Annotated in this window: 9 protein-coding genes; 5 read left to right on the top strand and 4 right to left on the bottom strand. The window is 66.5% G+C overall.

Annotated elements, in window-relative coordinates; translation table 11 throughout:
- Window positions 1-94: 94 nt before the first annotated feature.
- From HY699_11260 to HY699_11250, 3 genes are all read right to left on the bottom strand, one after another.
- On the bottom strand, window positions 95-619 hold the full coding sequence (locus HY699_11260; GenBank protein MBI4516380.1) for a Uma2 family endonuclease: 525 nt from the start codon (window positions 617-619) through the stop codon (window positions 95-97).
- Between the two features lie 154 nt (window positions 620-773).
- On the bottom strand, window positions 774-1,916 hold the full coding sequence (locus HY699_11255; GenBank protein MBI4516379.1) for an acyl-CoA dehydrogenase family protein: 1,143 nt from the start codon (window positions 1,914-1,916) through the stop codon (window positions 774-776).
- A 67-nt stretch (window positions 1,917-1,983) separates the two neighbouring features.
- Window positions 1,984-3,162 (bottom strand): acyl-CoA dehydrogenase family protein, encoded by a 1,179-nt coding sequence (locus HY699_11250; protein MBI4516378.1) that lies wholly within the window; start codon window positions 3,160-3,162, stop codon window positions 1,984-1,986.
- Between the two features lie 272 nt (window positions 3,163-3,434).
- On the opposite strand from HY699_11250, the gene HY699_11245 reads away from it, so the two are divergent.
- Both HY699_11245 and HY699_11240 read left to right on the top strand, forming a co-directional pair.
- Window positions 3,435-4,376: a radical SAM protein gene (locus HY699_11245; GenBank protein ID MBI4516377.1), complete on the top strand. Its 942-nt coding sequence runs from the start codon at window positions 3,435-3,437 to the stop codon at window positions 4,374-4,376.
- A gap of 154 nt (window positions 4,377-4,530) precedes the next feature.
- The gene (locus HY699_11240) at window positions 4,531-7,299 is read left to right on the top strand and encodes a molybdopterin-dependent oxidoreductase (protein MBI4516376.1); all 2,769 of its coding nucleotides are present in this window, start codon (window positions 4,531-4,533) and stop codon (window positions 7,297-7,299) included.
- 66 nt (window positions 7,300-7,365) lie between these two features.
- Here HY699_11240 and HY699_11235 read toward each other — a convergent pair whose 3' ends face one another.
- Window positions 7,366-8,001, bottom strand: a complete 636-nt coding sequence (locus HY699_11235) for a class II aldolase/adducin family protein (protein ID MBI4516375.1) — start codon at window positions 7,999-8,001, stop codon at window positions 7,366-7,368.
- Window positions 8,002-8,165: 164 nt separating this feature from the next.
- Between HY699_11235 and HY699_11230 the strand changes: the two genes are divergently transcribed.
- The 3 genes from HY699_11230 (at window position 8,166) to HY699_11220 (ending at window position 12,611) form a co-directional block, all read left to right on the top strand.
- Complete coding sequence (locus tag HY699_11230; protein ID MBI4516374.1) at window positions 8,166-9,866, top strand: dynamin family protein; 1,701 nt, start codon at window positions 8,166-8,168, stop codon at window positions 9,864-9,866.
- 156 nt (window positions 9,867-10,022) lie between these two features.
- Window positions 10,023-10,847 carry an alpha/beta hydrolase gene (locus HY699_11225; GenBank protein MBI4516373.1) on the top strand — a complete coding sequence of 275 codons (825 nt, stop codon included), beginning with the start codon at window positions 10,023-10,025 and terminating at the stop codon, window positions 10,845-10,847.
- Window positions 10,848-11,009: 162 nt separating this feature from the next.
- Window positions 11,010-12,611 carry a PAS domain S-box protein gene (locus HY699_11220; protein MBI4516372.1) on the top strand — a complete coding sequence of 534 codons (1,602 nt, stop codon included), beginning with the start codon at window positions 11,010-11,012 and terminating at the stop codon, window positions 12,609-12,611.

The raw sequence follows: 12,611 nt of genomic DNA, 5'->3' as shown, positions 1-12,611 counted from the left end.
GAAAAACCAACCCCGCCGCTTCCACCACCGCCGTCACGCATGTACGTCTACCGCAATCCAACCTCCGTGTCCAGAGGCCACAAGTCGGGCAGGGTCAGAGCGCGGATAGGTGCAGGACCTCGCCCCCGCCGGCGCTCTGGCGCTCCCAGTCGTCTGTTCCGTGTCGCCACCAGCGCTCGATGCGCCGCTCGCGATGCGACACCAGCAGATACTCGCGCAATGACGGGATCGTTCGGTAGTGAGCTGCCTTCTCGCCGCGATCATACTCCTCGGTGCTGGGGCTCAGTACCTCTACCAATACCGTCGGATTCACCGCTGCATTTGGATCCTCCGCGTCCCGCTCCAGATCGCCACAGATGACCGTCACGTCGGGATAGGTGGCGAGGCCGGTCGCACGCACGCGCACGCGAAGATCCGACGAGAACGGGTAGCACGGACCACCGGCCAGGCGCCGTTCGAGGAGACCGATTATGGCGGTAGCTAGGGCTGCGTGTTCCGGAGTGCCGCCGGCCATCGCCAGGATTTGTCCGTGCACATATTCGTGCTTGGCGTCCGTCGATTCCTCGAAGCACCGATAATCTGAGTACGTGTAATAGGGGAGACGTGCCGGCCCACTCACAACGAGAACCTCTTGCGGATGCGGTCACCACTATCACACGTGGCACGCGAGCAATAGCGCTGCGATCGAGCAACATGACCGGCCCGGGTTCGCTGAAGCACGCCGACCCCGCGGATAGCGGCCGTGCGAAGTCACTACTCCGCTCCGCCTCGCCCTAGTATCCGCCAGTAGCCGCGTAACGGTTGCGATGAAAAGCGGCGTCGCCGAAGATCATGGCGGCGGCGCGGGCGCGCTTGAGGAAGAAGCCGATGTCGTGCTCGTCGGTCATGCCGATACCGCCGTGCATCTGTACGCCTTCGTTGGCGGTAAGGATGAAAGCATCGGCGCAGCGGGCCTTGGCGAGCGATACCAGGCGCGGCAGCTGGGGCTGCTGCGCGTCCGCCGCTTGCGCTGCCGCCATCACCGCCGAGCGCGCCAGTTCGAGCTCGACAAAGATCTTGGCGGCGCGGTGCTTGAGCGCCTGGAAGGTGCCGATGAGCACACCGAATTGCGTGCGGGTTTTGAGATAGTCCAGCGTCATCTCGAAGGCCGCGGCCATGCTGCCGAGCATCTCGGCACAAACCCCAATGGTGGCCCGATCCACGACCGCAGCCAGCAGCTCTGCCCCCTGGCCCATGCTGCCGATCACGTCATCTTCGCCAACCGCGACGTTCTGCAATCGCACGAGCGCCGCGTTGCGACCATCGACGGTTGACTGCCGCACAACCGAGACGCCCGCCGCTTGTGGGCTCACTAAGAACAGTGTCACACCGGCACGCTCAGTGACCTCACCCGCGGTGCGCGCCGGAATGATGATGCGGTCGGCGACATGGCCGTCGGGCACCAGCGCCTTGGTGCCGCTCAACTGCCAGCCGGCGCCGGCACGAGCGGCACGGGTAGCAACATGGCAGAGATCGTAGCGGCTCCCGGGCTCCTGCACCGCAACGGTCACCAATAGTTTGCCCTCAATCAGAGGCGGCAGCAGCGTTTCCTTCTGTGTCCCCGAACCACCGCGCGCGATCGCGTTGCCGCCCAGCAACACCGCGGACAGCATCGGCTCGGGTAACAAGCCGCGCCCCAGCTCCTCCATCAACACGATCAGGTCCATGTAGCCGAGCGCGGCGCCGCCGTACTGCTCCGGGAACGGAATCGCCAGCCAGCCCAGCTGTGCCATCTCGCCCCACACCTGGCGCGAGAAGCCGACCGGATCATTGCCGTCGCGCAGCGCCCGCAGCCGCCGCAGCGGCTTCTGTTTGGTGACGAACTCGCGCGCACTGTGGCGCAGCAGTTCTTGCTCTTCGGTGAAGACCAGGGCCATGACATCTCCCGATTGCGGATCTCCGATTGCGAATTGCGGATTACCGTGCGCTGGGCGCTGGCATCGGTCAGTCCGGCAAACCCAACACGCGCTTGGCGATAATGTTGAGTTGGATCTCGGAAGTGCCGCCCTCGATCGAGTTGCCGCGTGAGCGCAGCCAGTCGCGGGTAATTGCCAGTTCCTTGTCGTCGAAACCGGCGCCCTCCCAGCCCAGGCCTTGTGGGCCCAAGATATCGACCATCAGTTCTCGGCGGCGCATGTTGGTCTCGGTGCCGTAGTACTTGAAGATCGAGGTCTCCGGGCCCGGCTTATGGCCGGCCTTGGCGCCGTCGCGGGCGCGGTCGAGCGTCAGATCCAAGCAGTGTTGGTCCATCTCCACCTGTGCGATGCGATCGCGCACGATCGGGTCGGCAACGTGGGTGTCACCGCCGATGTACTTGCGCGCCAAGTCGACCAGCGGGTTGCCGGGCACGCGATCCTTGAAGACATCGGCGATCATCGTGCGTTCATGGCCGAGCAGGGCCTTGGCCATGGCCCAGCCGCCGTTGACCTTGCCGACCACGTTGGCGCGCGGCACGCGGACATTATCGAGGAAGGTCTCGCAGAATGGCGACGATCCGCTGATGAGCAGGATGGGCTTCACCGAGACGCCGGGGCTGCCCATATCCAGCAACAGGAAGGTGATGCCGTCTTGCTTGCGGGCGTTGGGGTCGGTGCGCACGAGGATGAACATCCAGTCCGACTTGTCAGCGTAAGAGGTCCAAATCTTCTGGCCATTGAGGACGAAGTAGTCGCCGTCGATCTCGGCGCGGGTTTGCAGGCTGGCGAGATCCGAGCCGGCACCGGGTTCGGAGTAGCCTTGGCACCAGCGAATCTCGCCGCGGACGATCGGCGAGATGTGGATGCGCTTCAAGTCCTCACTACCCTCTTGCAGCAGCAGTGGGCCGATCATTGAGAGTCCGAAGCCGGTCAATGGCGGGCGCAGCTGCAGCTTGGCCATTTCCTGAGCCAAGATTTTCGCCTCTTCGCGGCTGAGGTCGCCGCCGCCGTACTGCTTGGGCCACATCGGAGCCGTCCAGCCGCGCTCGGCCATGACCTCGAGCCAACGCTTGACGTCGGGCGGGTAGCTAGCCTTGCGGCCGCCCCAGCAGATTTCGTCCACTGACTTAGGCGCACCAAACATCGACTCCGGGGCATTGGCCCGCAGCCAGTGGCTGGTCTCGGCACGAAATTGTTCGTGGTCCATGCGAGAACTCCTCCCGGCGCGAACCGTAGCCAAGGGCCGGCGCTAGTTCAATTGGATCACTATCTTGGTACGGCTCACAAGCCGGGACCATCGCGACATGAGCATAAGGTCTACACCTACGTGCTCAACCGCGGGCAGGGTGCGGTGCGTAGTCCAGCACAAGGCTGGCTGAGCGGTGAGCATCGTGGTCGCGGCGCGGCCGTTGGCCATACCTCGCCATACCTCATACGCGGTTGCCTTTGGGCTGCGGCTGGGGTAGCCGGGTTGGCGTAATGATTCGCGCCAGGCTGACTGGGCACTACCGCGAGGACGCGCGCTATCCGGCGGCGATGGTGAACATCACCAACCGCTGCAACCTCGCGTGCGCGCACTGCTTCATCTACCGCGACGGCAACCCCAACGAAGAGCCCGCCTCGGTGCGCGATGAGATGGGCGATGACGCCATGCTCGAAACCCTGGCCGGGCTGCGCGATCGTCATGGCATCGTCTCGATGCTCTGGATGGGCGGCGAGCCGCTGCTGCGCCATCGTCTGCTCGCCGAAGGGGTGAAATTGTTTGCACGCAACACCATCACCACCAACGGCACGGTGGCGCTGGTCGATTTCGGCCCCGACGTACTCTACGTCGTCAGCCTCGACGGCCCGCAGGAGATCAACGACGCCATCCGTGGCCGCGGCACGTACGCCAAGGTGCTGCGCACCTTCGAGCGCATGGCGGCCGATTTCGCCACGCCGGTGCAGGTGCAGTGCGTGGTGACCAAACGCAACCAGCACCGGCTCGAAGAACTCGTGCGCGCGCTGCGCCCTACCCGCGTCGGTTGGATGACCTTCTCCTTCTATGTGCCGCCGGCTCGCGGCGTCAGCGAAGACGCTTGGGCAACCAACGAAGAGCGGGCGGCCGCCGTACGCGAAGTCGTGCGGCTGAAGACGTGCTACCCCGGCTTCATCCGCAACTCGGCGCGGAGCTTGGAGCTGATGTTGCCGCCGCATTGCGAGCGGGTCACCTCCGCGTGCCCATCTCAGGCCAACGTTCTGCCGCTGTGGATGGAAGGCGATCAATTCGTCACCCCCTTCTGCTGCTACGGCAACGACGTTGACTGCAGTCGCTGTGGTGCCTGGGTAGTGTTCAACCTGGCGGCCAAGCTCGGCTACTCGGCCGCCGGGCCGGTGCAAGCGCCGGCCGATGCGGGCGCATCCGGTAGAGCTGTGGCATGAGCGCCACCACTCGCAGACGCATCGCTCCCGGTCTACGGCCGCGCCACAGGCCGTAGCGGAAGGCGGTGCTTTCGCGTAAGCAGCGGCCTGTATACGGCCGCTGTCATCCCGCCGGCGTCCTGCCCGAATCAAGGTGCGTGAAGGAGTATGGTTTATGGAAAAGCTGCGCGGCGACTGGGCTGAGGCGTATCGCCGCAAGTGGAGCTGGGAGCGGGTGGCATGGAGCAGCCACAACGTCGACTGCTACCCCTCGGGCTGCCCACTACACGCCTACGTGAAGGACGGCCGCATTGTGCGCGAGGAGGCGGCCGGCTCCTTGCCCCAGATCGAAGCGGGCATTCCGGACATGAATCCCATGGGCTGCCAAAAAGGCGCGTGCTGGCCGCAGCTGCTGAGCGCACCCGATCGCGTAACCCAGCCGCTCAAGCGCATCGGCGAGCGCGGCGAGGGCAAGTTCAAAGCGGTGTCGTGGGACGAAGCCCTAGGTGACATCGCCGGCGCCATCCTCGACGCGATTCAGGAGCAGGGGCCGGAGTCGATCATCGTGCCCATGACGCCGGAGATGGGCGCGGCGCCTGCGCGCATCTTCGCCAACTACCTCGGCGCCGTCATCACCGACGGCAGCGCGGAATTCCACGACTTCAGCCCCGGCTTCCACCTCACCTGGGGCCTGTTCAATCCGGTGGCGTCGATGGACGACTGGTTTCTCGCCGAGCTGACGCTGATCTGGCACGCCAACCCGGTCTACACCTACATCACCATGTACCACTACCTCGCCGAGTCGCGTTACAACGGCGGCGAAGTCGTCACCATCGCGCCCGATTACAGCCCGTCGGCCATCCACGCTGACTACCACCAGCCCATTCGCATCGGCACCGACGCGGCCCTGGCCTTGGGCATGTGCAAGGTGATCATCGACGCCGGGCTGTTCAACAGAGCGTTCGTGCAGGAGCAGACCGACTTGCCCCTGCTCGTGCGGCGCGACACCGGCCGCTTTCTGCGCGGCAGCGACCTCAGCCCCGATGACCGCGACGACCAGTTCTTCTGGTGGGACGCGCTCACCAACGTACTCACACCGGCGCCGCGCGGCACGCTGGCGGCCACCGGCGTTGACCCCGCGCTCTCGGGTACTTTCACCGTCACCCTCGCCGACGGCAGCGAGGTCGAGGCCGAGCCCGTATTCGCGCGCTTGGTCCGCCACCTCGAACACTACACGCCGGAGCGAGCCGGCACGCTGTGCGGGATTCACCCCGACAACATCCGTGCGCTGGCGCGCAAGGTGGCCACGCGCAAGACCAAGATCTTCGTCGGCTGCAACTCGGGCAAGTCGTACCACGGCGACCTGATGGAGCGCGCCATGGCGTTGCTGCTGGCGCTCACCGGCAACTGGGGCAAGAAGGGCACCGGCGTGCGCTCGTGGGCCGTCATCGGCCTCGACGGCCAGGCCTTCATGGCGCAGAAAGGCGCCGCCGGCCAAGAGGCGGCGCAGCGCTTCCTGGCTAATCTCACCCGCATGCGCCGTCTGCTGGGCGCCGCCGATCCGACTATGACCACCGAGATGCTGCAGAACCGCGCCGCCGAAATGGCCGGTGAACTCGGCGGCATGGGCCGCACCGTCGCGCCGGTCTTCCTCTGGTACCACCGGTACGGCTACCGCGAGCGCTGGGATAACCCCGACAATCACGACCCCGCCATGCCGCGGCCTTTCTCCGCCTACCTCAACGAAGCCGCCGCCAAGGGCTGGTGGGACGGCAGCCTGCCGCAAATCTGGCAGGACGTGTCACCGCGAGTGCTGATCGAAGCCGGCGGCAACCTGCTCCGCCGCCAGCGTGGTGGACAAGCGCTGCTGCTCGAGCACCTGTGGCCGCAGCTCAAATTGATCGTGTCGATCGACTCGCGGCTCAATACCACCGGCATGTACTGCGACTACATCTTGCCCGCGGCCCAACACGGCGAGAAGCTCCAGCACAGCATGCCCTCGGTGCATCACCTCAACTGCGTGCTCGCCGATCGCGCGGTGGCGCCCGCCGGCGCGGCGCTCTCGGATTACGAGATCGGCGTGCGCCTGCTGGAAAAGATCGAGCAATGCGCAGCGGCTCGCGGCCTGAGCGAGTTCACCGACCGCAACGGCCGCGCCCGCAGCCTCCAGGGCCTGGTTGCCGCCTTCACCCTAGGCGGCGCGGTGCGCGATGACGAGGCACGCTTCGATGAGGCCGTGCGCGACAACGCCGTCTACGGCGTGCTACCGCCCGGCACTAGCTTGGCGACGCTGCGCCAAAAGGGCGCCATCCGCTTCTCCGGCTGGGGCATTGTCGGTCACGGGGCCGCGCAAGCCTCGCCCTTGCGGCCCGACGAGGTCCACAACCCGTTGCGCTGGCACACCGAGGACAAAGTCCCCTACGACACCTTGGTGCGGCGGGCTCAGTTCTACATCGACCACGAGTGGTTCCTCGAAGCCGGCGAGGAACTACCGGTGCACAAGGAGTCCCCCGGCCATGGCGGCCCGCAGCGCCGCTTTCAGCTCACCAGCGGCCACAACCGTTGGAGCATTCACTCGATGAACATGCTCAACCGAACGTTGCTCAACACCCATCGCGGCGAGCCCTTCGTGTTCATCAACGACGGCGACGCCGCCACGCTCGGCATCGCCAACGGCGAGCTGGTGCGGGTGGTCAGCGACGTCGGCGAGATCCGCGTCAGCGGCAAGATTTCACCCGCTTGCCGTCCGGGCCAACTGATCCTGTACAACGGTTTCGAGCCCTTCATGCACCCGGGCTGGCGCGGCCAGTCGGAGCTTGAACCCGGGCAGATGAAATGGCTCGGCTTGGCGGGAGGCTACGGCCATCTCAAGTACCGGGCCTTCTCCTGGCAGCCGGTGCCGACCGATCGAGCCGTGCGGGTCGACCTGCAGAAGCTCGGCTGACGGCGCCCGCCCAGGCACGGCCTTGGCAGCCGTAGCCAACAGAAGCTCGGGCCGCTCACTCGCGGTTCAGATGAATTCGGCGAGCCCGGCGAGTTGCTCTACCCAATCGCCGGGCAGCAGGCTGACGGTGCCGCCGAACTGCTTGCAGTAGAGCGTCAACTTCGCGGTTTCTTCCAGCATCATCGAGCGCGTCGCCGCGTCGCGCAGGGTCTTGCCCACCGCCATCAGGCCGTGGTTCTGCAGGATTGCCCCGCGGCTCTTTTTCAGCGCCTCGCCGACGGCGTCGGCCAACTCGCGCGAGCCCGGCATGTACCATGGCACCGTCACCGTATCGCGCAGAAACACAGCGTCGGTATTGATCGGCGGAAACGCTTGGTTGCAGATGCCGAAGGCGGTCGCGAACGGCGCATGCGTGTGCACCGCCCCCAGCGCATCCGGCCGCACGCGGTACGACTGGGCGTGCATTTGATGCTCAACTGACGGCGCCCGCGTGCCCTCGATCACCGTGCCGTCGGGCAAGACGTGTACGAGATCCTCGTCCGCGATGCCGCCCTTGTACATGCGGCTCGGGGTAATCCAGAAGCTCTCGCCGTCACCCGCACGGGCGCTGATATTGCCGCCGGTGGCGGTCAGCAGCCCCATCGCGAATAGCTCGTTCGTGATCTGGATGATCTGTTCCTTGGCCTCCGCATCAGTCAGCATGGCAAACTGTCCTCCCGGCTTGATGATCTACCCGAAACCCCCATGACTGTGCCAGCGGCGGCGGTCGGCCCGCAAGCCGGCGCAAGCACAGCCCGTGCGGCCCTGGTTGAACTCGCGCGCGTCACCCCGTATGACTGGCGGCCGTGACGGATAGCGGAGGGCAGATGTCTGATCGCAGCGGCGAAGCACAACCGCGGGCCTGGGGAGCGCTGGCAACTCAACTGAACCAGGCGGTAGCGCGCGCGCACGACGTGCTGCACCCGCACACCACGCTCCTGCCGCAGGGCACGCTGGCGGCGCTCGACGCGGTGCTCGCCGAGTTGGCGCGCCGGCGTGTGCGCATCGCCCTGTACGGCGAGGTCAAGGCCGGCAAGTCGACACTGCTCAACGCCATCGCCGGCGCACCCTTGTCGCCGGTCGCCTTCGAGCCGCTCACCTCGGTTCCCCTGCGCGTCACTTACGGTGAAGCCACCACCTGGCTGGCAGCGGGCCGGCGTTTCGAGTGCAGCGACGGGATCGAGCCGCTGCTGCGCGACAACGGCGCCGGCATCGACGAGGTGGTGGTCGAAACCCCGCTCGATCTGCTTCAGCTCGGCGGCCAGGTGGAAGTGCTGGATACGCCCGGGCTCGGCAGTGCCGCTCAGCTCGACGCTGTCACTGCCAACACCCTGCGTACCCTTGACGCCGTGATCTTGGTGGTACGCTACCCCGCCCTGTTCACCCAGTTCACTCGCCGGCTCATGACCGGCTTGCAGGCGGACACCGGCAAGCTGTTCGTGGTCTGGAACCTCGACGGCGCCTGTGCCGAACTGGCTGGCGCGGAGCGCGCGCGCCACGCCGAGAACTTGCGCGCCAACGTCGCCGGGGCACACGAGCTGTTTCTCGTAGACGCCCGCGCCGCCTTCCGCGCGGCGCAAGCGCGCGACCCGGCCGGCACCGCGGCCACCGGGATTAGCGCTTTGACCGATGCGCTCGCGCGCTTCGTGTCATCAGACAGCCGTAACGTCACCGCCTTGCGCGAGGCGGCCAAGCGCAGCGAGCCGCAGCTGCGCGCCGCCCACGCCACCCTGAGCCGGCGCCGCGCCGAATTGGATCGCGCGCTGATCGAGGCCCGCACGCGCTTGCAGGACGCGCAAGATACTGCCGCTGCTGAAGCAGCCGCGGCGCAGGCGCAGCTGGCCGAGTTCGACGCCGGCCTCGCTCGACTCGTGGCGCAGCATACCAGCGCTGCCACCAAAGCAGCCGCGGCCTTTAGCAAACGGTTACGGCGTGCCCGCCGGCGCTGGTTGTGGCGCGGCGACTTCGCCGAGCTTGAAGCCACCACCTTGGCCGCACTAGCGCGCTACACCGGCGAGGTGCAGCGCGCGCTGCACGCGGCCGGCGAGGCCATCTGCTCCGCGGCCGCGGACTTCGGCACCACCGTGGCCGGCCGCCCGCCGGCGCACGCCGAGCTGACGCTGACCGATCTCGCACCGGACGATCGCCGTCAGCTGGCTGCCACCGGCCACGCGCAGTGGCTACGGCGCGCTCTGTGGCAGCGCTGGTATTTGCCCGGACTCGCCGCGATCGAGCGCACCGGTATCGGTGCCGATGTCGCCGGCCAGGCGGCTTGGATCACCGCCTTCGCCAGCGAAGCACGTCTCGGTGCCGCGGACACCACCGCCGAGCGCCTCGCCGAAATCGATCGCCGGGCGCAAAGCGAGCTGCAACAGATCCGGACCGAAACCAATTTCGCCGCCAACGAGGCGGAGTTTGCGCGCCTGACTGAAGACCTGCCGGTACTCGCCGCCGAGGCTGAGGCCGTCAGCGCCATCGCCACCGCCGCGCGCGGCTTGCTGCCACCCACCACCGCGGCGGTGCCATAACCGCACAGCTGCTAATGAGCGGCAAGAGCAATAGAATGAAGCCGCGACCTCGCCGACGCTCTGATTTTCCGTCAATGCTCCGGCTCGGTGTCCCCTGCGCGTCCGTGGTTGGTTGGTCCCTTCCCTTCTAAATCTCCCACAGATCAAAGGCGCGCCGTGCCAGCCACCGACCACTTCATCTCGCTCAACCGCCTACGGCTGCATTATCTCGACTGGGGCAACCCGGGGGCGGCGCCGCTGCTGTTGCTGCACGGTGGTTCGGCGCATGCGCACTGGTGGGACTGGTTTGCGCCCTCCGCCGTCGATCGCTTCCACGTCATCGCACTTGATCTGCGCGGCCATGGCGACAGCGAGTGGGCGCAGCCGGCGGCCTACGAGGTCGACGATTACGCCGCCGACGTGGTGGCCTTCATCGCCGCCCTCGAGCTGCGCCGAGTACGGCTGATCGGGCACTCGTTGGGCGGCACCGTTGCCGCCATCGCCGCGGCAGCCGGCGACCCCGCCGCGCTCGTCCTTGTGGACTCGCGCCTCAAATCCGGCGACAGCGGCCTGCGTTTCATGCAGCGTCTAGCCCAAATGCAACACCCGCGCTATCGCACCCGTGAGCAAGGCATCGCGCAATACCGGCTGTTGCCGGGCGACTGCAGCGCACCACCGGCGATCCTGCAGCACCTTGCGGCCCATGCCCTGTGCCGCAGCGCGGATGGCGAGCACTGGACCTACAAGTTCGATCGCGCGGCGTTGGCGGCCATCAGGCCTCACGACATCGCCGCGGCGTTGCCACAGCTGCGCTGTCCGATTCTCGCCATCCGCGGCGCCGCCAGCCCGCTGATGCCGCCGGCCGGCATCGCTGCGCTGCGCGCGGCGGCGCCGCGGTTGGAAGATTGTGAGATCGCCGGCGCGCACCACCATGTGATGCTCGATCGCCCGGCTGAGTTCGCCCGCGCGGTCAACGACTTCCTCGCCAAGGTCCCGCGATAGCAGCCCCGCTGGCCGCCGCCGCCCGGCGCCGTGGTTTCGCCGGCCGCCGCAAGTGCGTCGCGAACGCCGAACCAAGCGTGGGGTTGGTAGCCTGAGCAGTGACGAGCTGGTAAGACAAGCCGACCCCGGAGGGCCGCAACCGGCCGCCGGTGAGCGGAGACGATGATGGAGCTGGTCTACGATTCCTCGTTGGAAGCGCACTTACGGCGCATCGAGGGATACATGCGCGGCTGCCAGCTGCTGATGTATCCGCGTACCCGCAGCCCGCTGCGGGACGAGTTGGCGGCCTTCATGCGCGAGGTCGGCCCCGAGGTGGTCGACGCCTGGGTGCAGTTGATCGGCCCGGCGCTGAGCATCCCCGAGCCCGAGCGCCCCGGCATCAGCGCGGCCATGAACGACGCCCTGCAACGCTGGGGCAACCATGTCGCCGACCCCAAGGACATCGAGACCTACGTTTATCTGCGCAGCCACGCCCGGCGCGGCTTCATTTCACAGTTCTCGGCCTCGCGCTTTCTCAGCGGTCAGATGAAGCTGCGCCACATGCTCACCGACCGGCTGCGCGAGCATTACGCCGGCCAGCCGGAAAAACTCGAGGCCTTGTCGGCGCTGTTGCAGCAAGAGTTTCAGGAGCGGCTGCTCCACATTACCGACTTCTTTGTTGAAGGTCGCGAGGAGGACCTGCGCGAGCAGGAGGCCAGCTACCGCAAGTTCGTCGACAACGCCCCCGCGGCCATGTTTGCGCTCGACTACGACATCGCCACGGTGATCGACGCCAACATCGTCGCCGAACGAATGATGGGCTACCGGCGCGATGAAATGGCCGGCATGCGCTTGTGGGACCTGGTGCCGCCCGGAGAGCGCTCGCGCGCCCAGCGCCTGCTTGAACAAGCCAAGCAGCGCGGCCACTCTAGCCGCGAGGACCTCCACCTGCTCACCCGCTTGGGCGACTTGCTGCCGATCATCTTCACCGCCGGCCTGATCGAGTATGGCCAGCGGCGCTACTTCCACATCATTTGCGTCGACATGTCGGACCGCAAACGGCTCGAAAGCCAGCTGATCCAGTCGGAGAAGATGGCCGCCATCGGCCAGCTCGCCGCCGGCATTGCGCACGAGATCCGCAACCCGCTCGGCATCATCATGAACGCGCTCTACGATTTGAGCGAGCTGATCGACGCCGCCAACCCCGAGGTGCAGGAAGACCTTCAGATCGCCAAGGACGAGATGGCGCGGGTGCAGGAGATCATCAACAACTTGCTGGAATTCTCGCGCGAGTCGCGTGCTGAATTGGAGCGCGTCGACATCAACGAATTGCTGCGCAAGACGCTGCAGCTGCTGAGCAAGAGCCTGCAGAACGCCGACGTGCGCGTGGTCACCGACTTCGCCCTGGCCGCGCCCTGCCTGGCCAACCAGAACGCCTTGCGGCAGATCTTCCTCAATCTGATCACCAACGCGGTGCAAGCCATGCCGCGCGGCGGCGAACTGCGGGTGCGCACGGCGGCGCGCCCCGACAACCGCATCCTGATCGAGTTCGCCGACACCGGCGTCGGTATTCCCGAGGATCAGCTGAAGGACATCTTCAATCCCTTCTTCACCACCAAAGCTCCCGGCCAAGGCACCGGTCTGGGGCTCTCGGTTGTGCACTCCGTGGTCAAGCGCTTCGACGGCGACATCACGGTGCACAGCAAGGTCGACGAAGGCACCACCTTCATCATCGAGTTGCCCTGCCACTGCGACGGGGCAGCCAAGGAAGTCGTGGTGCACTAG

The sequence above is a fragment of the Deltaproteobacteria bacterium genome (genome assembly GCA_016210005.1).
Lineage (GTDB): Bacteria > Desulfobacterota > Binatia > HRBIN30 > JACQVA1 > JACQVA1.
Note: the sequence above shows the minus strand (reverse complement) of the source record. Positions and strands in the feature narration are given on the sequence as shown.

Coding starts and splice junctions, on each gene's coding strand:
- HY699_11240 (MBI4516376.1), top strand. CDS start 4,531: ATGGAAAAGCTGCGCGGCGACTGGGCTGAGGCGTATCGCCGCAAGTGG.
- HY699_11250 (MBI4516378.1), bottom strand. CDS start 3,162: ATGGACCACGAACAATTTCGTGCCGAGACCAGCCACTGGCTGCGGGCC.
- HY699_11235 (MBI4516375.1), bottom strand. CDS start 8,001: ATGCTGACTGATGCGGAGGCCAAGGAACAGATCATCCAGATCACGAAC.
- HY699_11255 (MBI4516379.1), bottom strand. CDS start 1,916: ATGGCCCTGGTCTTCACCGAAGAGCAAGAACTGCTGCGCCACAGTGCG.
- HY699_11245 (MBI4516377.1), top strand. CDS start 3,435: ATGATTCGCGCCAGGCTGACTGGGCACTACCGCGAGGACGCGCGCTAT.
- HY699_11220 (MBI4516372.1), top strand. CDS start 11,010: ATGATGGAGCTGGTCTACGATTCCTCGTTGGAAGCGCACTTACGGCGC.
- HY699_11230 (MBI4516374.1), top strand. CDS start 8,166: ATGTCTGATCGCAGCGGCGAAGCACAACCGCGGGCCTGGGGAGCGCTG.